At 53.8% G+C, this 22,561-nt stretch carries 13 protein-coding genes; 6 read left to right on the forward strand and 7 right to left on the reverse strand.

All coding sequences use genetic code 11. The annotated features are described in order from the left end of the window. Positions 1–66: 66 nt before the first annotated feature. Positions 67–2,892: a carboxypeptidase-like regulatory domain-containing protein gene (locus RDV48_24615; GenBank protein ID MDQ7826009.1), complete on the reverse strand. Its 2,826-nt coding sequence runs from the start codon at positions 2,890–2,892 to the stop codon at positions 67–69. Between the two features lie 368 nt (positions 2,893–3,260). Here RDV48_24615 and RDV48_24620 point away from each other — a divergent pair, with 368 nt between their 5' ends. Beyond that, positions 3,261–5,513: a bifunctional alpha,alpha-trehalose-phosphate synthase (UDP-forming)/trehalose-phosphatase gene (locus tag RDV48_24620; protein MDQ7826010.1), complete on the forward strand. Its 2,253-nt coding sequence runs from the start codon at positions 3,261–3,263 to the stop codon at positions 5,511–5,513. A gap of 7 nt (positions 5,514–5,520) precedes the next feature. After that, positions 5,521–6,978 (forward strand): hypothetical protein, encoded by a 1,458-nt coding sequence (locus RDV48_24625; GenBank protein MDQ7826011.1) that lies wholly within the window; start codon positions 5,521–5,523, stop codon positions 6,976–6,978. An 8-nt stretch (positions 6,979–6,986) separates the two neighbouring features. On the opposite strand, the gene treS is transcribed toward RDV48_24625, so the two are convergent. Further along, the gene (treS, locus tag RDV48_24630; GenBank protein MDQ7826012.1) at positions 6,987–9,059 is read right to left on the reverse strand and encodes a maltose alpha-D-glucosyltransferase; all 2,073 of its coding nucleotides are present in this window, start codon (positions 9,057–9,059) and stop codon (positions 6,987–6,989) included. Positions 9,060–9,327: 268 nt separating this feature from the next. Between treS and RDV48_24635 the strand changes: the two genes are divergently transcribed. From RDV48_24635 to RDV48_24645, 3 genes are all read left to right on the forward strand, one after another. After that, the gene (locus tag RDV48_24635) at positions 9,328–11,034 is read left to right on the forward strand and encodes a TIGR00341 family protein (protein ID MDQ7826013.1); all 1,707 of its coding nucleotides are present in this window, start codon (positions 9,328–9,330) and stop codon (positions 11,032–11,034) included. Next, positions 11,031–12,704 carry a Na+/H+ antiporter gene (locus RDV48_24640; protein MDQ7826014.1) on the forward strand — a complete coding sequence of 558 codons (1,674 nt, stop codon included), beginning with the start codon at positions 11,031–11,033 and terminating at the stop codon, positions 12,702–12,704. The genes RDV48_24635 and RDV48_24640 overlap by 4 nt, the downstream gene beginning before the upstream one ends. An 80-nt stretch (positions 12,705–12,784) precedes the next feature. Beyond that, positions 12,785–13,288 (forward strand): CBS domain-containing protein, encoded by a 504-nt coding sequence (locus tag RDV48_24645; protein ID MDQ7826015.1) that lies wholly within the window; start codon positions 12,785–12,787, stop codon positions 13,286–13,288. Here the strand turns inward: RDV48_24645 and RDV48_24650 are convergent. The 4 genes from RDV48_24650 to RDV48_24665 all read right to left on the reverse strand — a co-directional run bounded on the left by RDV48_24650 (position 13,285) and on the right by RDV48_24665 (position 18,695). Further along, complete coding sequence (locus RDV48_24650) at positions 13,285–14,580, reverse strand: ArsB/NhaD family transporter (protein MDQ7826016.1); 1,296 nt, start codon at positions 14,578–14,580, stop codon at positions 13,285–13,287. The genes RDV48_24645 and RDV48_24650 overlap by 4 nt on opposite strands. A 678-nt stretch (positions 14,581–15,258) precedes the next feature. Beyond that, the gene (locus RDV48_24655) at positions 15,259–16,929 is read right to left on the reverse strand and encodes a mechanosensitive ion channel family protein (protein ID MDQ7826017.1); all 1,671 of its coding nucleotides are present in this window, start codon (positions 16,927–16,929) and stop codon (positions 15,259–15,261) included. Between the two features lie 101 nt (positions 16,930–17,030). Next, positions 17,031–18,110: a PAS domain-containing protein gene (locus tag RDV48_24660; protein MDQ7826018.1), complete on the reverse strand. Its 1,080-nt coding sequence runs from the start codon at positions 18,108–18,110 to the stop codon at positions 17,031–17,033. Positions 18,111–18,185: 75 nt separating this feature from the next. Continuing rightward, positions 18,186–18,695 (reverse strand): ankyrin repeat domain-containing protein, encoded by a 510-nt coding sequence (locus tag RDV48_24665; GenBank protein MDQ7826019.1) that lies wholly within the window; start codon positions 18,693–18,695, stop codon positions 18,186–18,188. 762 nt (positions 18,696–19,457) lie between these two features. Between RDV48_24665 and RDV48_24670 the strand changes: the two genes are divergently transcribed. Continuing rightward, entirely contained in the window at positions 19,458–19,625 is a 168-nt protein-coding gene (locus RDV48_24670; GenBank protein ID MDQ7826020.1) for a hypothetical protein, read from the forward strand. 43 nt (positions 19,626–19,668) lie between these two features. On the opposite strand, the gene RDV48_24675 is transcribed toward RDV48_24670, so the two are convergent. Continuing rightward, on the reverse strand, positions 19,669–22,203 hold the full coding sequence (locus tag RDV48_24675) for an ATP-binding protein (GenBank protein ID MDQ7826021.1): 2,535 nt from the start codon (positions 22,201–22,203) through the stop codon (positions 19,669–19,671). Positions 22,204–22,561 lie beyond the last annotated feature (358 nt).

Below are 22,561 nucleotides of genomic sequence, written 5' to 3' on the forward strand. Positions count from 1 at the left end.
CCTGGTGCAGCAGGACTGCCGGATGGCACCGTTATTCTTACCGGGCCTCCATGAGAGAATTACATATCAGTAGTTCTTGAAATGAGCCCCACCTGGGAGATCACCATCCATCCTGCCATCCGCTTCAAATCGTATAATCACATAAGTCTCTTTCCCAAAAGGTTTATCACCATAGTGCCCGCTGGTGACAGGGACAGAAATGGCAATACATTTGGACCTTTTAAAACATTGTGCTCTTCTAATATCATGTCCAAATGTGCCTGCGAACGCTATTTTTTTGCCTTTAACCCATTCGTTCGTATAACTAAAACTTCCCTGTACATTACTCTTGATAATGGTAAAACTAATTGTTCCAGTGGCAGAACCCGAAGCATCATAGAGTGACGGGCTATAAGAACCGTCATAGCCGTGTTGAGGATCTTTCCCGGCCGGCGAAGCCGGTTTCACCGCCGGGCCGGCTTGTTTTGCAACAGGCGCGAGAAACCACCCTATCGTTCTGGATTCGCCTGCTGCGGGGGTTTTCCCCGTCGCCTGGCGCGGCAGGTACCCTTCTGCCGAGGCATTCATCTCCACCTCGGTTCCAGGGGGCACCTTGAGCACGCACACGCCGCCTGCATTGGTCGTGCCCGATGCCGTGCCTGCTTTCACCAGGGCTCCGCGCACCGGTTTCTGAGTATCCTTGTTCCTTATGGTTATCGCCAACTGCGCGACCGGTACGAGAGTGCCGCTCGCAGAGGCTTTCCCTTCAATAATGGGCTTTGTTACTTGTACATCTTCGTAGCCCTGTTTTGAAAGAGCAATAGTAACCGATTTACCTGCAGGAATCTGCAGAACGGCAGTTCCATCGGTAGAGGTTGTTACCGTTGTTTCAGCTCCATTGACAGAAGCCTTTACCTTCACCCCGCCGAGGGGCCGCTTGCTTGATTTATCTCCCACCATTACGCTCAGAGTGGCTCCGCTCTTCTGAAGATATATCGCCGCCTTTGCCACCCCGTCCTTGACTTCACGCTCCCCGGTTCTGCCTGCATAACCATCTTTTGAGACGGTAACGGAAACCTTTTCTTTACCAGGCACCGCCATGCGTGCCTTGCCATCTTCTCCTGTCAGGGCATGCTCGGCAACTCCCGCCACGGCGACATTGACCCCGGCAAGGGGGGCGTCGGTGTCCTTGTCTTTCACAAAGACTTCGAGCATTGCCTGGTCCGGCTCCATTTCAAGCATGGCAGAGGCGCTGAGCAGCGAGGCCGTTTTCGCCCCTTCGAATGTTTTTGACGCGGTGAGTGTCCTGAAGCCCTCTTTGGCGGCAGTGATGCCGGCAGCATTTCCCCTGCCGACTTCCCTGAAGGAGAGCTCGGCCTTGCCGCCCCTGGTGACGTCGGATGCTGTCTCTCCCCCGGCCGCTGCCGTCACGGTGACGCCGTCAAGAGGCGCTTTCGTCATCTTGTGCCTCACGGTCACCGTGAGCCTGCCCCCGTAAAGGCCGGGATCAAGATCGACTGTCCTGCTCGCTCCCGCCGCCGGCACAGTGATGGATAAGCTCTGGGACTTGTAATCGGCCATCGATACGGTGATCTCCACATTCCCGGGAAGCACCTTCAGGGAAGCCCGCCCGTTGCCTGATGTCACCGCACTCACGGAGGAGCCGCCGGCCTTTGCCTCGATGGCTGCGCCCTTCAGCGCAGAGCCGTCCTTGGAATTTTTCACCTGAATGTCAAGGGGGACTTTGTCCCTGCTCAGGAAGGCGCTTCCTGTCATGACGACAGGCCTGCCCCTGCTGTCCAGGGAGACTTCAAACCTGCCCAGGCTGGTCTCATAGGATTTGTAGTCTTTGTGGGCCACGTGGAGGGTCAGATACGAGACCAGGGGGATCTGAAGATCTGCCGTTCCTTTGCTGTCAGTGACGGCGCTCCGCTCTACGGCAGGGGCTCCCTTTCCGGGGTCCCCGAGCACTGCTTTGACAGAGGCTCCCGCGACAGGCGTGCCGGTTTCAGACTCCGCCACGCTCACCCTCAGCGTGCCGATCCTTGAGAGGCGCTCGAGCTCCGCCCTTATTTCATCCAGCTCTCTCTGGGCCCTTTTCTCTGTTCTCACTCTGTATATATTGGAAACCGAGTCTTTAAGCTCTTCGGCGAAAAAGCGCGCCATGAATTTTTCCCGGTAGCTCTTGTCGGAGAAGGCCAGCGCGTCACCGACGAATCCCTTGGTATCCTTGCCGTGATAATCCCTGAACAAGCCCATGAGGTTCTCCTGATCCCAGAACTGGTTCATGTAAGCTCTATAAGTGTTCTGTTCAAGCCTGTCAGCCCACTCCGTGTACTTCAGCCTTCTCTCCCCCTCGGTGTAATAATGGCGGTAAAATTGATACCAGCGCTGCTCATAGGCGTCATACATCGCATTGCCGGCCCGTTCCATGAAAAGCTGCCCGGCCGTGAGGGCAACCCCTATTCCCCCCATTCCCGCTCTCCCGAGGAGATTGGCCATGACCAGCAGAGAGCTTTTCACGACCACGATGTCTTTCCGCGTGCCTGAGGCGAGGTCAAACAACAGCCCCGTGCCGGACATGAGTATCCCGAATTTATCCACTTTACCGCTTATTGCCTCAAAGGCCGGGTATCGCTCAGAGATGGCCGTAAACTCCTGCAGGGTGGAGACGCTTATTCCAAACTCCGGGAAATATTTTAGGAGCCCCCGTTCAAGGGTTATCACTTTTATGTCATTTACCAGCTTCTGCCTTCCCTCAGGCGTGTCCCTGTATTCCCTGTTGAACACCTCGCCGTAGATGCCCTTGAATTCGCCGGCATCCCTCTGGGCGAAGGCCGGAAGCGCAAGGTGAATCAGAAAAATGAGCGCAAGCGCGGCGCATGACAGGAGGCTGCGGGAAACAACTTTCATAATTTTACTTCCATTGCCAGGATTGTTGGAGCAGATCAGCGACAAGAGAAGGCCTTCTATAAAATCGTATGAAAAACCTTTCTGGCATCCAGCGCCTGGCACCTCACTTGTATGGACGGGCAGTTGACCTTGATTGACAGATCCAGCCCGGTAAGTTAAAATGTAATCACAGATTTATTTCTCACGATACCAGGGAATCGAAGCATCCTTTCCCCTTGGTAAAACTTAATAACTGACGGGTCCGGGGAGCATTCCCGGAGATCTGTGATGCGCTGGGTCGCCATCATCTGTTTTACCATGGATGATGGTGTTTTCTTTTCTGGCAGGAGCTGATGGCGCGCTGAAATAAATTCTTTCAGGGGGATACCATGCGTCTTCTCGTTGTTTCCAACCGCCTGTCCGTAACCGTGAATGATGAAAAAAGCGGGAAGTTCACCTTCAGCGAGAGTGCCGGAGGCCTTGCCACCGGACTGAAGGGATTCCTTGACGCCATCGGCACCTCTTCCCACATGTTCGACGAATATCTCTGGGTTGGGTGGCCCGGCGTGTCTGTCGGGAAAAAAAAACAGGATCATATCAAGGCTGAGCTTGCCTCAAAGTTCAGATCACACCCCGTATTTCTCTCTGCCGGTGAAGTCGAGAAATTTTACTCAGGGTTCTGCAACAAGACAATCTGGCCTCTTTTCCACTATTTCCCTGTGTACACCATCTACGATGAGTCGCTCTGGAATCATTATAAAGAGGCCAACAGGAAATTCATGGAAACAATACTTGAGGTGATAGAGCCTGACGATACCCTGTGGATCCATGACTATCACCTCCTGCTCCTTCCCGCCATGCTTCGCAGGAAAATACCCGCAGTCAAGGTCGGCTTTTTTCTCCATATCCCCTTCCCCACCTTTGAAGTGTTCCGGCTTCTGCCTATGAAATGGCGCAGGGAGATTCTCCAGGGACTGCTCGGCGCGGACCTCATTGGATTCCACACTTACAGCTACACGCGGTACTTCCTCGAGTGCGTCCGCAATATCCTCGGGATAGATCACAGCATGGGAAAGCTTTACGACGGCGAGAGGATGGTCCAGGCCGATGCGTTCCCCATAAGCATAGATTACCGCCGCTTCAATGAGGCCGCCCGGTCCCCCGAGGTGGAAGACGAGATAGAAAAATACCGCTCCATCCTCCTTGGCCACAGGGCCATATTGTCGATGGACCGACTGGACTACTCAAAAGGTATCAGCAACAGGCTCAAAGGCTATGAGCACTTCCTTTCCTGTTCTCCCGAGTGGCGGGGGAAAGTGGTGCTCATCTTGGTGGTAGTGCCTTCGAGGATAAAAGTAGAGCACTACCAGGCCATGAAGCGCCAGATAGACGAGCTTGTGGGAAAGATAAACGGCACATACGGCAGCATGGAGTGGACACCGGTGCTCTATCTTTACAAGTCGCTCTCTTTTAAAGAGATAGCCGCTCTGTATTCCCTGAGCGACATTGCGCTTATCACCCCCCTGAGGGACGGCATGAATCTCATCGCGAAAGAATACGTGGCTTCCCGTATTGACGGCAGGGGCGTGCTTGTCCTGAGCGAAATGGCGGGAGCGGCGCAGGAGCTGGGCGAGGCGATCCTGATAAATCCCAATAACACGGAAGACATGTGCGGGGCATTGAAGGAAGCGCTGGAGATGAGCGAGGACGATCAGAAGAAAAGAATCCTCGCCATGCAGTCAAGGATTATGAGGTACAACATAGTCGCATGGGCCGAGGATTTCCTGGATTCTCTTTTTTCCCTCAAGGAAGAGCAGAAAAAGTCAATATGCCACATGGTGACTCCTTCCCTTCGGAAGCAGATTGTCGAAGATTTCAGGAAAGCAGGGAAGAAAATACTCTTTCTTGATTATGACGGCACTCTCATCCCCTTTTCCGATCATCCTCTCCAGGCGGTGCCGACACCGGAGGTTCTTGAGCTCCTGCTGCGGCTCTCCTCCCTGCCCGGCACGGAAGTGACGATTATCAGCGGCCGCGACAGAAGGATCCTGTCGCAGTGGTTTGACACCCTGCCGGTAAACCTCATTGCCGAGCATGGCGTCTGGACAAGAGAAAAAGGCCTGGAGTGGGAGGCGCTTGTGCACCATGAAAGCGAATGGAAGCTTCACCTGCTCCCGCTGCTTGAGCGGTCATGCGACAGGCTTCCCGGGTCCTTCATTGAAAACAAGGAGCACTCCCTTGTATTTCATTACCGCAAGTCTGAGACCGACCTGAGCTTCCTGAGGGTGAGAGAGCTCGTGGCAGACCTGGTGAGCTACGTGGCAAACAAGAATCTCCATATTGTGCAGGGAAACAAGATCGTTGAAGTAAAGAATTCGGGGATAAATAAAGGTGTAGCCGCGCAGCGCTTCCTCGCGAAAAAGGAGTTCGGCTTTATTCTCGCCATTGGTGATGACCAGACCGATGAGGACATGTTCAGGGCTTTTTCTGAGCCTGCTTACACGATAAAGGTGGGAATGGGCAGCACCCAGGCCCGTTACGCGGTGAAAGATCACCGGGACGTGCTGAATCTCCTTGGCAGTTTTGCCGACTTGAAGAGCCCCGGCATTCCCGTCATTGGCACACCATTAAAAGCGAGGTGAAAGAGAAATGTATACCTTTGTCACTTATTCCTTTGCAGGAATGCGCGGAGTCCAGGCAAGGGGGGTGAGAATTGCCGAGCATCTCAAGGATAAAGAGATAGTATTTCTCAACTCCGGCGATGCGGAATGGCTTGAACAGGCGGGATACCGGGTCATCGACGCACCCTTCGACAGTGTATCCCGCCTTTCATCGGTGCGCTTCCCCGGGGGAACGGAAGCCGTGGTGTTTACCGACATACCGACAAACCGCCCTTACCAGGCGCTCCTATTCCTTGCGGCGAAACAACAGGGCATTCCTACGGTCGTGGTAGAGAATATTTACCATAGAGACCAGCACCGGGAGATGGTGTACCGTTCGGTGATGGAGTATGCCGATCTCTTCCTATGGAACGGGCTGAGCTGCCTCTGGGAAAGGAAGCTCCCCAGAGTCCACCTGATCCCCCCTCTTATCAAGAAGCCCTCGCTTACGGCTGAGGATGCCAGGAAAGCCATCTTCCGGGAATACGGGATACCGGAAGACCACCGCCTCCTCCTTGCAAGCGGCTACAAGGACGACGTGAGGGAGATTCTTGACCGCCTCTTCCACGCACTCACTGAGCGCAACAGCAGCCTCACCTGCATTGTGATCGCGGCGTCAGAGAGAATAGAGCGCCAGGGAAATGTCATCTGCACGCCTGTGCTCCAGGAAGAGCCAATCCGCCACCTGCTGCTCGCCAGCGATCTTCTTGTGTGCAAAAAAGGATACCTGCAGATTCTGGAAGCGTTTTCGCTCGGCACTCCCGTGGTGTGCATCGGCAGGCATGAGGGCTTCCTCAACAGATGGATAGATCCGCAGATCCTGGAGGTGCTCCCCTATTATCCTTATTTCTCCGCAGACCTTGTAGGCAAAGTAAAAACTCTCATGGAGAGATCCCCCGGGAGGGAGACCTGGATTGCAAAAGTAAAAGCCCTCCACAATGGAAATCTCGATGGCGCACAACAAGCGGCACGGCTCATAAGAAAAGCGAAGCATCATCCTCTCAGGATCCGCACCAGGCTCCTGGTGAGTCTTAACAGGACCGCGGAAATCGAGGCGGCAAAAAAAATAATGAAGACTGAAAGGCATCTTTATCCTTTTTTCATCTCGCTGCCCTATCTCGCCCTTGAGAGCCTCTGGCTCTCGTCTGCAGAAGGACAGACCCACCATATGGAGCTTGACTTCGGGAACCTCGTGCCCACTCCCGATATACTCCAGTACGGAGCCTCTTCCGTGCTCCACGCAGGGCCCCATGATATGCACGGGTGGTCACCGATGTTCCCGTGGGTCGATTTTCAGCTCGCGCAGGTGGAACAGCACTTCAGGTATGCCGATGAAATAATCATCGTGGGGCACCTTACCGAAAGCTACCTGGGCCCGCTCCTTGGCAAAGTGCGCCATAAAACCAGGGTAGTGGAGGTCTCCCCGGAATCTCACGGGGTAAAGTAAGGGGCCTCTCAGTCAAGGAGAAGCGCTTTCCCTTCAAAGGGAGCAAGTGAAAGGCAAAGCTGCCCCCGGGTAGAACCAATGGTCTTCCGCTCGAGGATGTCGGTCACCGTGAAGTGGGAGTTCTCTTTGAGCCTGATGGTGTCTTCAACACTCCTGGAGCTGAAGTTGAGCACGGTCACAAGAATCCCTCGATTTGACGGGAGCTCATGCACCATTGCGATAAGTCCTCTGGATCTTGTGGGAGGGATTGCAGTCTGCTTTGACTCGGGGATCCTGTATTCTTCCCTTACGGCAAGCATGTGCTGGAGTTTCCGCAGGAAAGAATCCGGTGACTTCAACTGCTGCGGCAGAGAGCCATAGAGAGAGACCGCCCTGGCGATACCTGCTCCTGAATGGGTCGCATGGGGATTTACCTCCATGAGGTCATAGGCTCCCCTGTTGAGCCATCGCGTATCGCCGTCCGCGAGAAGCTCTGCTGCTTCTTCGGGCCTGAGAGTGAGAGCTCCGACAAGATCCCAGCCCGAGAGGGCAAAGACTCCAGGCTGGAATGCGTTGAACATGGCAAGAAGCAGGTGAAGCCTCTTGATCCCCTCGCATTCGGAAGGAGTCGTCCGGTACACATCTCTTATGCCAAGCACCGCGGCGCACAATGTGGCATTTGTGCTCACTATTCCGTTCGGATGAGCCACGTTATAGGAGATTCCGCCTCCCGCATAACGTGAAAACATTTCGCGGTGAACGGCGGCTCTCAGGTCGGCTCCTCTGAGCTTCTTTCCCCGGTATCTGAAAAGCTCTTCCGCGTGGGCGGTATTGAAATGGATAAGCTCGAGAGTGAGCTCGTCGTGATTCTGGAGGGCGTGGACAAGCGCTGCAGGATCAATCTGATATTGGTGCATGAGGCGCATCATGAGGCGGAGAAATTCCACGTTGCCGGCTGCAAGGGCGTGATGATATGCCGGCCTTGTGATAAAATCATAGGACAGGTCGGGGCCTGTAATTGTCATTGCCTTAAGGTCCTCAAGCGTCAGGTTCAGCTCCTGAAAGGTAAAGCCGCCCAGCTTTCTCACCATCATCGCGATAATGCCGTTTGCCGTCACGGAGAGGGGGTGGCCTTCAGACCAGGCCTTCCCTGTCATAGGGTTCACCTCGATACCAAGAAACCCGTTCGCGTCAAGCCTGAGGCCGCTGTCGCCAAGCACTCTCATGGAGTCGATGATGTCGCCTATGAGAAGCCTCTGGGCTGCAAAGCTCGGGTCAAGCCAGTTGAGGGTAGGCTGCCCCTCCTTGAAGTAATGGAGATATACCCAGCGGAATTTTTCCCCTCCCTGGCCGGTCACCACGGCGGTGGCGCTCCAGTTGGACTCCTTGATTCCCGGCTCATAAAATATGATCCTGGTGAGCTCCCCTATTATGTATCCCTTCTCTTTCAGTTTCTGCACCTGCTCCTGCGAAAGGTTTGCCGAGTCAGCCCCGGCAGGCACGGGAGGGAGAAGATTCCAGTCTTCAGGTCCTATCATTACCATGTGATAGATGCCCGGGTAATCGCTGAAATTCCGCTCTGCGAGAAGAAAATCAGCACCTTTGCCGGTATGGCCGGGAATCACGTCGCCGATTATTATTGCGCCGTGATTCTTCGCCACATGCACCATTTCAAGATAGTCTATATCGGAACCAAAGTCTGGGGCGACATCGTAGCTGATCCTGTCAAAGCTCCCGTCTATGGAGGGGGTGTAGTGCCTCCCGCTGAGACCTCCCGCCCTTTTTGTAGGGCCGGTGTGGAGCGCCTTGATGCCGATTTCCCTCAGGCAGTCCCACAATCTGTCATCGGCGAGTGTCCTGAGTATTGATTCACCCTTTGCCGTTATCATCGAAGCCGGGTAGGCAGTGAACCATGCGGGGGCCTTTGAGACCACCGCGCGGGGATTCGGCAGGGCATAGGGCCTCTGCCATTTCTTTTCCGTTCTGAGATAGCTTCTCGCGAGTATTTCCGCCTGGTACAGCATCGAGTTCAGCTCGAGCCACCTGATATATTCCTCCCTCTCTGTCTGCTCCCTGTAATGTTCTTGCCATCTTTCTTCCACTTTCATCACCTCTATAAAGAAATCTGGAATGAATGGGCAGGCAGCAGGTATAGCTGTCCTGTGAGAGTCAGAAGAATTATAGCAGAAATTGAGCAAAGAGCCAAGCTATCGAGATTTCTCTCAGCAGGAGCAGGAGCGCTGCCTTTAATCGAAAAATGAAAACCACCGGGAAGCGGAGAGAAGCCGGGGAAGGATTATGGATATAAAAAACAAATTAAATAAGCACAGAACATATACTATTGCACACACTTACAGAAGGCACTCCATCGTGAAACACCTCAGAATCTCACAGAAACGCCAGCAGGAGATATACGGGAATATAGATGATATCTCCACTCCAAGGGCTTCATTTTATATAATGGTGATTCTCTCAACGACCATTGCGGCCTATGGACTCCTCTCCAACAGCACCGCGGTGGTCATAGGCGCGATGCTCGTGGCACCGCTGATGGGGCCCATATTCGGCATAGCCCTGGGCCTCTCAACCGGTGATGGAAAGCTCCTCAGGAAAGCCCTCGCCGCCGAACTGTTCGGCCTGATCCTTGCAACGCTGGTGGGGATGCTCATCGGTCTTCTTCCTCTCCGCCTGGATTTCGGCTCGGAGATCATGGCAAGGACCCAGCCGACACTATATGATATTATCATCGCCCTTGCATCGGGCCTGGCTGGCGCTTATGCGCTGGTGGATGAAAAGATAAGCCCGGCCCTTCCGGGAGTGGCCATAGCCACGGCCCTCGTCCCTCCCCTCGCCACATGCGGCCTCTGCCTCGCCGCTGGCCGCTACGAGTGGTCCTTCGGCGCATTTCTCCTCTTCCTTGCCAACCTTCTTGCCATCGAGCTGGCGGCGGCCATAGTATTCACCTTCTTCGGCATGTCGGAGGCGAAGCCCCATGAACCTTATAACATATTGCGCTTCTTGAAGCGTTTTGCTATAAGCTTCATAGCGCTCGCCATTGCAGCAATTTTCATGACCGGAACCCTTGCGGGTCTGATTGAGGAAAGGAAGCTTTCACGGAAAATCGAGTCGGTGCTCTCGGCGGAAATCCATTCCTCACTGGGCGCCCAGTTATCTCAGACCACCATCAGGAAGCGCGGCGCGGCCATGGAAGTGATCGCCACCGTACTGACGCCGCAGGAATTCAAGCCGTCCCAGGTGGCGCGCTTTGAGAGCCGGCTCCGCAAAGTGGTGAATCCTTCCGTCAATCTCATCGTGAGGTCCCTTATCTCCAAGGATGCCGACAGGAGCGGGATTGTCTTCATCGATGAAAAGGAGCGGGAGCGCCTGGCAAGAACCTCGGAGCAGACCCTCCTTCTTACACAGACCTCGCAGATCCTTGAAGAGAGCCTGAAGAAAGTCTCCGGCGCCCAGCTCGACGAGGTGCGGGTCGATGCGGAAAACGGAGACCTGACCGTTATTGCCGCCGTCGATACCCCCGCGGTGATTGCTCCTTCCCAGGTGAAGGAAATGGAGCAGTCCCTCGGTGAAAGCCTTAAAAAGCCGGTCCACCTTATGGTGCGTTCCCTTATGACCCGCAATGCAGACTCACAGCGCTTCCTCTATGAGGAGAAGAAGGAAGTGAAGCCCCTCACCGGCGATGCCCTTGCCTTTTATAAGCGCCTGCAGCTTGAGATAACAAAAGAGATCGGCAGGCAGGTAAAAGGGTCAATGCTCATAGAGGTGCGCTACAGGGAAAAAGATAAGCGCCTTGTCGTACTCGCGTCGGTGAAAACGCCGGTGAACTTCCGCCCCCTTGATGTGAAAATCATCGAAAAAGGCCTGAGAAAGTCAATCACCCCCCGGCTCGACCTGGTCATCCGCTCGACGGTGGGGACCGACACCTCCTCATCGGGGTATGTCTATCTTTTCGATGAAAGCAGGCTCTCACCGGATTTGAACAATGAAGATGCCAGGAGTGTGCCCGGTGGCGGGGTTCCGGCAGTGCCCGGCAGCGGAGCGGGAAAGGAGCAGCCATGAGCCACGGCGGCAGCTTTGATATGGAGCTCAGCATCGAGAGGATCGTCGAGCTCCTCATCGTCGCCACGGTGGTGGCGCTCATCACGAAGAAAATCAGGGTCCCCTACACGGTGGCGCTTGTGCTCATCGGCATTGCCATAGGCGTCAACCACCTTCTCCTCCCCTTTTCCCTCTCCACCGACGTGATACTGCTCCTCTTTCTCCCGCCCCTCCTCTTTGAAGGCACTCTCTCGATGGATCTCGAGATCCTCAGGGAAAAATGGCGGGAAGTGCTGCTGCTTGCCTTTCCCGTCACGTTCCTCTCGGTGCTGGCCATCGGGGCGGGGGCCCATTATTTCCTGGGTTACTCCTGGACCATATCCCTCTTCCTCGGGGCCATTCTCTCGCCCACCGACCCTATAAGCGTGCTTGCCCTCTTCAAGGAGCTCGGTGTCTCAAAACGCCTCTCCCTCATGGTGGAAGGTGAGTCATGCTTCAATGACGGCCTGGGCGTCGTGCTCTTCCTGATCTTCTCCCGCTTTGTGGCCGGTGAAAACGTCGCCGCGTCGAAAGCTTTGCTGCTTTTTGTCTCAGAGGTGGCGGGGGGCCTCGCGGTAGGTATTGTGCTGGGCTACGCCGTCTACCGGATCATGAAATATATCGACGATCACCTCATTGAGGTGATGATATCAGTCATCCTCGCCTTCGGCGCCTATATCCTCGCGGAGAGGCTCCACTTTTCCGGCGTAATGGCCGTCGTGGCTGCAGGCCTGATAGTAGGAAACTACGGCCGCGTCTTTTCCATGTCGCCGAGCACGAGGCTCGTCCTCTCCTCGTTCTGGCAGGTCATGGCCTTTATCGCCAATTCTCTCCTCTTTCTTCTGATGGGCATCGCGATGGAAAGCGCCGCTCTCGGCCATTATGCCGGGAAAATCGCCCTCATATTCATGATAATATTGATTGGCCGGCTGATCTTCGTGTTCCTTATGGGCCTCCTTCTCAAAGCCACTGGAAGACCGATGCCCTTCTCATGGCAGCTCGTGATAGGCTGGTCGGGCCTTCGGGGCTCAATTCCCGTCGCGCTCGCGCTGGGCGTCACACTCCCCGCTGCAGGCGGTGGCATTCCTGTCCAGAAGGAATTCGTCACTCTGATCTTCGGAGTGGTCGCCGTTTCAATTCTGCTGAACGGCCTTACCATAAAGCCCCTCATTGCCCGCCTGGGGCTCGCGAAAAAGGACGAGCATGAGAGTGATTTCGAGTTCCTCATCGGGCGCAGGATGGCCCTTTCAGCAGCACACGGAAGCCTCCAGGAGATGAACTCCACGGGGCAGATACCTCATGATTTTTATGAAAAGCTTTTCACCATCCTGGAAAACAAGTCTTCACGGCTCAGAGAGGAGATGACCAGCTACCTGGAAAAACACCCCGGTGTGGCATATTCGCGCCATGATGACATACTCATCGCACTTGCCCGCGCCGAGCGCACTGCAGTAGAAGACGCTTTCATGAAAGGCCTCATCTCGGAGGAGACCTTCACCTCTCTCAGGAAAGAAATTGACAGGAAAATTGAGCAGGGCTCAGAGACTGCAGAAATCGGCGGTGAGGCCCCCCTGGACGCCGAAGAGGAAGTGAGTCGCGGCCTTCCGCTCGCAGAAGATGACGAAAGGCAGGATACCGCAGGAGAAGCTTGAGCTCCTTGTCTTTTGGCCCTGAAGGACGTACAATTAAGGGGGAGTCTGCACAAAATCTTTGAATCTGCGGAGGTCAGTCTATGAAGATAGCGGACTGGATGAAAACGGAGCTTGTCACGGTGGCAGGCGAGACCACCATCGAGGAGGCCATCAACCTTCTTGTCGAGAAACGGGTGGGCACTCTTCCCGTCGTGGCCGCCGACGGGAGGCTCCTGGGGCTCGTGACGATGAAGAGGATCCTGAAGCAGTTTCTTCCCGATTTCTTTGACCTGAAAATGAATATTGATCATATAGAGGATTTCGGGGCGATGGAGCTCCCCTCCAGAGAGCGCCAGGCCCTGATGAGCAGACAAGTCGCCGGGGTGATGGAAAGAAATCCCGTCACCGTCTCAACGGAGTGCACCGTGTTCAGCGCCGTCAATATCATGTCCCGCCATAATATCTATGACCTTCTTATCGCAGACAAGGGCTTCCTCAAGGGCCTCGTCTCGACGGTGGACCTCGGCGTGGCCTTCCTGCACTGGATCAAGTCCAGTGCAGAGCTCTCCGAGAAGGAAAGCTCCTCTCCGCAGGATGATGACTAGTATTTCATGAAGTTGAAAAACAGGATGAAGGTGAGCGTGGCCGCCATACACGTGGCGAGCATCACGACGAGCCCGCTTTTCAGCCATATCCTGGTGGTAATCGGGGTGCTTGTCTTTTCAGAAAGGCTTACTATCACGACGTTCGCAGTAGAGCCTATGGGCGTGCCGTTCCCGCCGAAGCCCACTCCAAGTGCCAGTGCCCACCACAGGGGTGTCACCATCACCCCCTGGGTCTCAAGATACTGAATGACGGGGATCATCGCCATGGTGAAGGGGATGTTGTCCACCAGGGCCGAGGCGACGGCCGAAGCCCATATCAGGAAGATGCAGCAGTGAAGGCAGTTTGATTTTGCAAGGCCCACGATGCTCTTAGCAAGCACCGTGAGGATCCCGCTGTGCTCGAGTCCCCCCACGGTGACGAAAAGAGCGGCGAAAAAGACCAGCACGGCGAGCTCGACCTGCGTGAAAATCTCCTCCACCCTGGGCCTCACCCACAGCAGCGCCGCGGCAGCCCCCATCAGGGCGACGACTGAAGGCTTGAGATGAATGGCACTGTGCAGGAAAAAGAGCACGATGACGGCGCCGAGCACAATCATGAGGCGGCGGGCATTCACCCTGTCCTTGAGCACGGAAGCCACATCCATGTGCATCAGCGCGTCAAGGCCCTTCGGCTTTTTTCTCAGCGTTTTCCTGAAGACTATCATCAGGACTACGAGGGCGATAATCCAGGCAACGAGAACCTGAGGGGCCAGGTGAATGATGAAGTCCATGAAAGTGAGGCCCGATGCCGAGCCTATCATGATGTTAGGAGGATCACCCACGAGGGTTGCCACCCCGCCGGTGTCGGAGAGGAGCGCTTCCGCCATGAGGAAAGGCACCGGGCTGATTCCCAGCATCCTGCAGATCAGGATTGTCACGGGCCCTATGAGGACCACCGTCGTCACGTTGTCCAGAAACATCGAGAGCACCGTGGTGGTGGTGCCGAGGGCGACAAGCAGGACCACGGGATTGCCCTTGCTCCTGAGGGCGGCAAAGATGGCCACGTACTCAAAAAAGCCCGTCCGCTCGAGCATGGCAAGTATGATCATCATTCCCATCAAGAGGCCTATTGTCTCGAGGTCCACGGCTTTAAAGGCTTCCTCGGCATTATAAAATCCCATCCAGGTGCCGGCAAGCACCATCGCTGAAGCTCCCAGCATGGCCGCCGTCGTGCGGTGCACCTTCTCCGACATGATAAGGGTGAAAGTGACGATAAAAATGAGGGCTGAGACTATCATTTTTGGCTCAGGCATGGCATCACGTTCTCCTGAAAATTCACTGTGAAAGGGCTCTCCAAGGATTTCACCATAGAGAACCGCTTATCCTGCCTGAAGCGCAAGACCTGCCGTGGCCTTTCAGTCCTCCATGAAAGGGAAAAACAGGATAATGGCAGTGGCTATCATCTGCAGTCAATTCCATCAAAGGAGGTCATTTCCTGCAACGGCAGGAGGCAGCGCCTTAATAATAGTACAGATGCTCTGGTAGTCATCAAGGTTCTCTCCCCGTCGTTCACCTCATACCCCCTCTCATCAGGAAGCCCACGCTCACCGCAGAGGAGGCGAGAGATGAGGTCTTTCAGCAGTTCAGGCACGCCGATGAGATTCTTGTCATGGGCTCCCTTACCGAAAAGTACCTGGGACCGCTCCTGGAGAGGGTGCGCCATAAAACCAGGGTCGTGGAGGTCTGATAAAGCTCACGGGCCCGAGAAGGCTCTCAATTTCGCTCAGGACCCCGGTGACCTGTGCCCTGTTCATCCAGGAGACATTATAGCACTTGGCCGTTAAAGCCTCTGCAAGGGCCACGGTTCCCTCTAAGTCGGCGTATTCCTGGATTTCGCGCTCCCCCCCCGGAAATAATATGCATTTTATCTATTGCCATTTTATTATGTTATTTTAGTATAGCAAAAAGACCGCTGCTGTAAACAGATAAGCCTATTTCAGCTTCTGAGCGCTGACAACATGCGTTTGCTCCCGCTGTCCCTCACTGCATGGCAGTGGAGCGCCCTGGCGGATCCAGAGGTCGAGCTGGTTGAAGGGTATCTCGATTCCCTCCCTGTCAAAACGCTGCTTGATTCTCCTGTTGAGCTCCCTCTCTATATACCATTGCATTTTGGGCCGGGTCCTGAGAAACATGCGGAGCTCCACGCTGCTTTCTCCCAGCCTGTCAACACCTGCAAGCTCGGGCTCCTCAATTATATCACCTGAAGCCGATTCCCGGAGCAGGTCTGCCTCTTCCTTGAGGACCCTGAGAGCCAGGTCAATATCTGCACGGTAGGAGACCTGGACCTTGAAATCTACCTGGGCGAAATTATGGGAGAGATTGCGGACTTCGCGGAGCAGCGAGTTGGGAACCGTGCAAAGGGCGCCCTTGATGTCGCGCAGGCGCGTGGAGCGCAGGCTGAAGCTCTCAACAATGCCTCCATAGCGGTTGCTCTCAATGATGTCCCCTACGCCGAACTGGTCTTCCAGCACTATGATAAACCCCGATATAGTGTCGCGCAAAAAATCCTGGCCGACAAAGCTCAGGATGACACCAATCGCCCCCGCGAAAGCCGCGATGGCCGTAGTATTGACCTTGAGAATCTTGAGATATATTATGATCGCCATCAGGATCACCAGGCTCCTTATGACATAGCGCGCGGCTTCAAGGAGAGTCTCGACTCGCTGCTTCTCCCTGGCGCCGCGGAATCTTCCCAGCGAGCGAAGCCCCTCAATATCCTTTGCGGCTATGAACTGGAGGAGAGGATCAATGAGGCAGGCCCCGGCAATCACTCCCCAGAGAATTAAGATGGGCATTATAACAATGTCAACGGCAAGGAAAGCGGCTCCCCGCGTGAAGGGAAAGAGAAGCAGGACTATTATGGCGGTAAAGATCCAGATGCCAAATCTGACAAACCACCTGAGGTATGTCCGGGGGAAAAACCTGCGCAGAAGGAAGTTGATAATGGTAGCGATGGCAATGAGCACGGCGGCGATAGCGGCAGCGGCATGGAGATAGCCGGGCTCGCTCATCTTCCGGTATCTTTTCAGCGATGCGTTGAAACCCTTGAGGGCTTTCTCCGCAAACTCCTGCTCAAGTTCGCGGCGCTCCTTTGCAGAAATGTGACTCAGGTTATACTCGGGGAGGTCTTCGTCTATCACGGTCATGACAATGATGTCGCCGGCGCGGATTACCGTAATCCCTCCCACATTGTCAACAGAAAGGATGACTTCTTCACTGTTCATGAGCGTTTTCACCATGTCAAGGCGCCTGTTGATGAGGCGGCGCCTTTCAAAGGAAGATATCTTGCTGCTGGCTGCCGGGATGAAAGGGATTGTCGGAGTGAAAATATTCTCAAGAAGGGAGAACAGGGAGAATTTCCCGGGAGCAGGGCCTGCGGACTCAGCCAGAGGCAACGAAGGTGAAGCTGCAGGGAGAGCCGAAGAAGTGACTGCAGGAGAGGCTGAAGCAGAAGCGGCAGGAGAGGCCATGGGAGAAAGAGATGGCTCAGGCACTGAGCCGGGTGAAGCGGCAGGGCTTTGTTCCTGCGCAGGAGCTCCCTTCATCATCAGCAAGAGCGCCAGAACAGCAAAAAGCAATGCAAAAATGATATGCTTGTTCAAAGCATCCTTCACAGCATGATCATTTTTGCACTGCTCAATGGCTCCAAGGAATTCACCTTTACCTCCATACCTCTGCATACTATCAGGAATGGACTTTTTGCTCAGCCAGATTTTCTCCGCGCAAAAATTTCAGGATACAGGCTTTCCGCGCATTCAGGGCAGATGCCATGGCTGAATTCCGCATCGGTGCGCCTGCAGATATACTGCTCAAGTCTCTCCCATGAGCCGTTGTCATTATGAATCTTCTTGCAGTGCATGCAGATGGGAAGGATGCCGCTCAAAGTCTTAATCTCGGCAAGAGCCATCTTAAGATCGGTGATAAGATCCTCCCTTTCCTTCTCCAGTTTCCTGCGCTCGGTGAAATCGAGCACCCCTGCAATCAGCCCACGACAGGCGCCCTCTTCATCGAGCACCGGAGAAGCATTGACTATTGCATGCACCAAGCCCCCATCCTTCTTGATAAACTCCACATATTGACGCTCTCCCGATTCCCTGCTGCCGCATCTGCTGCCAGGCCAGCATACATCAACTTCCTGACGGGCAATGATTACAGCCAGGTCTTTCCCTGTCAGCTCCTCTATCGTATATCCAATCATTTCTGCCATTCCTGCGTTCACAAATAGTATAACGCCCCGCCCGTCAGTGATTATGATGCCTTCCTGCAGGCTTTCCAGCAGCCTCCGGAAAGCGTTTTCCCTCTCTTTCAGCGCCTTTTCTTCCAGTTTGCGGTCGGTAATATCCAGCGATATCGTTCCCACCGCTTTTACCCGTCCGGAGTCACTGCGAAGAGGGAACTTCACCGTGAGATAATATTTCTTCCCTCCGTCACCGTCAATAGAGAGCTCCTGGCTCTGAGGAACCCCTTTATTTTTCACTTTGTTATTGACACAGATAATCCGCCCCGCCACCGGGGGCGGGAACAATTGGTCAATCTTCTTCCCGAGAGCCTCCTCTTTCGCGACCCCCGTCCTCTTTTCCCACTCCCTGTTCACCACCAGATAGCGGTTATCTGAAGAGGTGATGTACATGGACAGGGGGGCAAAATGCATGAGATTGATGATGAATTCCTCATCAATGGCCATTCCTGGCTGCTGCCGTGTTGCCCTGAGCCGGACAAGCTCTTTGCGCAGTTCCTCAAGCTCCTCGATGAGCCGCTTTTTCGTCTTGCCGCTGTCCTTCATGGCTTCCTCCTTGCTCCCTTTGAGCTTGATCCCTTATGGCCGCGGCCCCGGGGAATGCCTCTGCGCTGATGACCCCTATCCATGATACGCATGGAGGAGCTCTCTTTTGGGCACATCAATGACGGAAGCGACAGACAAATCTCCCCTGTTGATTACTGCGCCTTTCATGATGAGAAACGCTGCAATTCTTTTTCTGCTGCGCCTGAGAGCACGATAAAGAGGAGTCCTGCCGCACCTGTCCCTTGCGTTGAGCCTGGCCCCTTTACGAATCAGCAGGTCAACCATCTCGAGGGAATTTCCCTCGCAGGCCCAATGAAGGGGGGAAACACCGTTTATTGTAAGAGCATTGACATCTGCTCCCCGGGAGATGAGCAATTCCGCGACATCGGTGAAATTTTCCTTGACTGCCCAGTGGAGTATTGTGACCTTCCTCTGCCTTTCCTCTTTCAGCAGCTCAGGAGTCGCCGCTAACCGGGCGCGGAAAAGTGCGATGCATTTTCTGTATTCCCTGGCTTTTCTTTTACTGCACCTTATCTCCTCTCCAAGCAAATCAATGATGGACTCGTCCCCGCTGTAAAGATTCATTGAAGCCTCCCTTCTAATTTCTCCGCTGAAATTACAGGATGCCTTTCAATAGGTGACTGGCAGATTATCCAAGAATACAGGAAAGAAGCAAATGCTGTTCCGTCTATGTACTCTCTGCCGGAAAGTTTTTGATTGCCGGCAGAGTGCCATGGCAAAAAAATTACTTATTTATATTTTAGCATATTATGCAATATTTTGTCAAATTTATTAATTATATTGTAAATATATATTTACCAATTCTCCGAGCTTAGCATCGGTAATCAGATAAGCAAATTTTCTTCTGTCTTGGGATTACATTAATAACTTCCATATTCATGAGCTCATTGATCCTAATCATAATCGGGCATTGAGCCTCGCTTAACCGATCAACAATGGCACCAGGCGGCTCTCAGCCGTGATGATGCGGTTCCTCTATTGGCGAGCTTCCTCTTATCAGCATCAGCGGGGGATTGCCCCCATTGACATAGAACAGAGTTTTTTTCTCCGCCTCTATCTTTCCATAGAAAAGTGTGATAAACAGATTTTCCGGCGTATCTCTCATTACCAGCTATCGCCCCTGGAGGCCCGAGGTGCTTATTATTTTCATTGCCGCCTCTGCAATTTCTTTTTGTCTCTTCGTACTGCATACCACAGCCTCCGCTCCCCTCATTAGCTTTTTCTCAAGGGCATGCCATAAGTAATTATACATTTATATTCTTCGATGACACTGCTGTCAATCAACTCGGGCGATTTCCGGTTGGCAATTGGAGGCGCGTCTTGACTATGGAATACTCAATAAACGCCCAAGGATGCGCGGTTTTTATGCACAATAATGATAATGAAGCCTTCAATGCCGTGGAAGAATATGGAGTGAGCAAAAATTTCCTTAAGTTTATGGAAGACAACTATGTGAACCGCTCAAAAGAATTCCGCTGCGGAGATCCAGAATAATGGGCGACCTCCCGGCGGGGACTGGCTCAGCAGGTCAAGGTCACTATGCGAGGAGGATTCGCACCTCGTCCGTGAGATACTGGATATCCAGGGGGAGAGGGATCACGAGGGAAAAACTTTCCACCGCCTCAATGCTCGGCTCCTGAGAAATCAGCACGGCTGGCAGTTTCCGGCGCACTGTGGAACTGCCGAGGAGGTCCATGAATTCAAGTGTGTCACAGTCAGAAGGCCTGCGGAAGATGACCACGAGGCCCGGGTCCAGGGAATGGATCTTTTCAACGGCATCGCCGCTCCGTTCAGCAGTCTCAACAGGATATCCCTCGGCGGAGAGCATCTTCGCGAGGCTTTCAATGTCTTTTGCCTCATCGCCCACGATAAGCACCGCGTTGCGCCTCGGCAGCGCCTCAACGGGCCTCTGCCCCTTCTGGAGAGAAAAGGTGAAGGCCGTGCCTTCCCCCGGGGTGCTCTCCACCTTAATCTCCTTCCCATGGCCCTCAAGTATCTTTTTCACGATGTGGAGGCCAAGCCCTGTGCCCCTCCGTTCTCCGTGGCCCTGCCCATATTTGTCAAATATCTTTTCCTGATCAGACCGTGTAATGCCAGAACCCGTATCAGAGACCCTGATGCTGATGTCCTCACCGGCAGGCACCACGCTGATTGCCACGGTCCCTCCCTCGGGGGTGTAGCGATAGGCATTGGAAATGAGATTATAAAAGACTTCCCTGATTCTTGGCCTGTCAGCTCGCACCCATGTATCCTCAGGGCAGGAAAAATCATTATTCACGCCGCTCAGAAGCGAATGGGAGCCGAATGTCGCTTTCAGCTCCCCGATCAGTTCCGAAAGCAGAAAGCTTTCACAGTGATAATCCATGTGCCCTGTCTCAATTTTTGAGGAATGAATGACGTTGTTTATCATGACAAGGAGGATCCTGCCCAGGTATTCCGCTGTCTTGATATAATCCAACTTTTTCCGCGGCACCTCCCCAAAGCGCGGGTTGGCAACAAGACCGATATATCCCATCATAGAGGTAAGAGGAGTTTTCATATCATGGGTGAGCGTCGCGAGGAACTCCTCCCTCACCCGCTTGAGCTCATCTTCCGCTCTTTTTCTTTCGCTTATGTCCCGCACCACCCACATGACGGAAAGCTCGTCATGAAAACAGATGGTTCCCGCTGAGATGCCCACGACTTTCAGCGACCCGTCATCGCAGCGCATCTGCATTTCATAGAGAGACTGCGAATGCTCGTCAAGGAATCTTGTACTGCAGGCATTACTGAGGAGGCACTCCGCTTCATCAAGAACAATATCCGAGACATTCATGCCCACAAGTCTTTCCGGGCGGTATCCGCAGATGCCACCCATCGCCCTGTTGGCGAAGCTGATGGTTCCTTCCCTCATGATGATGATCCCGTCCTTGGCCTGCTCCACAAGCGTCGAGTATCTCTTTTCCGATTCCTTGAGAGCGTTTTCCGCGAGCCTCCTGCTTGCCTGTGCTCTGGCGATATAGAATGAGATGAAGGCAAGAAGAACAAGCAGCAGCGCTTCAAATATAATAAAGTCTCTCGAGATTCTCCTGATGGGCAGGCTGAGAGTCTCCCGGGGGACAAAGGATATGATCTTCCAGCAATAGCTGCTCTCCTCCGGGACCACATCTGCGGGATCACTTCTGTAACCGGGGCCGGCTGCAAGCCTGAGAGCCTCCCTTGGGGGAAAGACGGTCTTGAAGGTAAAGAGGCCCTGCCTGTCCAAAAACTGCCCCGAGTCGCCTGCCATAATCCGGGTCCACTCGAGAGGGAAAAGCTGCTCCAGCGAGAGGCCGCTCTTCAAGGCAAAGCTGTTTTCGCTCATTGAGTCCATAAAGCACACTCCCGTGGAGTCTGCAAGCATCACATGCCCTTCTGAATTGATTGACAATCTTTCAAAATGATTAAGTATCTGGTCTGCATAGTATTTCACCAGCAGGACGCCCCATTTTTCATTGTTCATGTCGTAAATCGGCTTCCCTATATAGAGCGAGAGATGAGGGTGCTCGCCGGGCCGCCTCTCTTCCTGGCTGTCCCTCATGACCGGTGAGATATAAATCTCCCATTTCCCCCCCTTTGCGCTCTCAATGAAGTGGGGAAATTTTTCCCTGTCGGCCAGTTCACTCTGGGGCACCGCAAAAGGATTTCCTTTTGAATTGACCAGCCTGAGGGCTTCCTTGCCTTCAGCATCGAGAAGGGTAAGCTCCTCGAAGAATTCCTTCATTTTCAGACTGACGAGATACTCCTCCTTGAGATTGTCCATAAAGGAGGCAGTGAAGAATCGGCGGGGCTCGCGAAGCTCTCTTTTTTCGGAAAGGATCAGAAAATCGGATATCACCACGTGGAGGTCGGAGAGGATGCCCCTTGTAATGCGGCCCACGGTCTTTTCCTCCTCTCTCTCGAAGATGACCCGCTCCACGTTCTCTTCATTCACGTATATTGTGTAAGTGCTTGCGGTGATAATAAGAGCAATGGGAAGAAAGAACAGGATAAAATAGCGGACGAGGATTTTTCTCTCCATATCGGAATCATTACGGGTCCTGGGGGTTTTCATGAGACCTTCCTGCCCTTTTTATAATGATAAGGCTGGATCTTTCTCTGGAAAATAACAGAGGCGAGGTTTCGGCACTCCCAATGAACTTCAATGGGCGGGCCCGTTTTCCTACCTCGCGGGAAACTTTATGGAGAAATCGCGGGAAGAAGAAGGAGGCACATGGCGCCAGGCTGCCTTCAACAGCAATACCGGGGGCTCAGGGAAAAAAAGGTTCCTGTCCCTGTTTCCCTGATTTCCTTGTTCCCTGCAATGATTTATGATATAATAATTTTAGGAGGCTTTACGGCTCTCGCCCCGTTGCCCTCCTGCCGCCAGAGATGTAACAAGAGCAATGATTCTCACAGTATAGAAGGGCATT

The sequence above is a fragment of the Candidatus Eremiobacterota bacterium genome (assembly GCA_031082125.1).
Classification (GTDB): Bacteria; Vulcanimicrobiota; CADAWZ01; order CADAWZ01; family Ess09-12; genus Ess09-12.

Excerpts from the sequence above, each read along its gene's own strand:
- RDV48_24645 (MDQ7826015.1), top strand. The coding sequence starts at position 12,785 with ATGAAGATAGCGGACTGGATGAAAACGGAGCTTGTCACGGTGGCAGGC.
- RDV48_24625 (MDQ7826011.1), top strand. The coding sequence starts at position 5,521 with ATGTATACCTTTGTCACTTATTCCTTTGCAGGAATGCGCGGAGTCCAG.
- RDV48_24660 (MDQ7826018.1), bottom strand. The coding sequence starts at position 18,110 with ATGAAGGACAGCGGCAAGACGAAAAAGCGGCTCATCGAGGAGCTTGAG.
- RDV48_24615 (MDQ7826009.1), bottom strand. The coding sequence starts at position 2,892 with ATGAAAGTTGTTTCCCGCAGCCTCCTGTCATGCGCCGCGCTTGCGCTC.
- RDV48_24675 (MDQ7826021.1), bottom strand. The coding sequence starts at position 22,203 with ATGAAAACCCCCAGGACCCGTAATGATTCCGATATGGAGAGAAAAATC.
- RDV48_24640 (MDQ7826014.1), top strand. The coding sequence starts at position 11,031 with ATGAGCCACGGCGGCAGCTTTGATATGGAGCTCAGCATCGAGAGGATC.
- RDV48_24650 (MDQ7826016.1), bottom strand. The coding sequence starts at position 14,580 with ATGCCTGAGCCAAAAATGATAGTCTCAGCCCTCATTTTTATCGTCACT.
- RDV48_24670 (MDQ7826020.1), top strand. The coding sequence starts at position 19,458 with ATGGAATACTCAATAAACGCCCAAGGATGCGCGGTTTTTATGCACAAT.
- RDV48_24620 (MDQ7826010.1), top strand. The coding sequence starts at position 3,261 with ATGCGTCTTCTCGTTGTTTCCAACCGCCTGTCCGTAACCGTGAATGAT.
- RDV48_24665 (MDQ7826019.1), bottom strand. The coding sequence starts at position 18,695 with ATGAATCTTTACAGCGGGGACGAGTCCATCATTGATTTGCTTGGAGAG.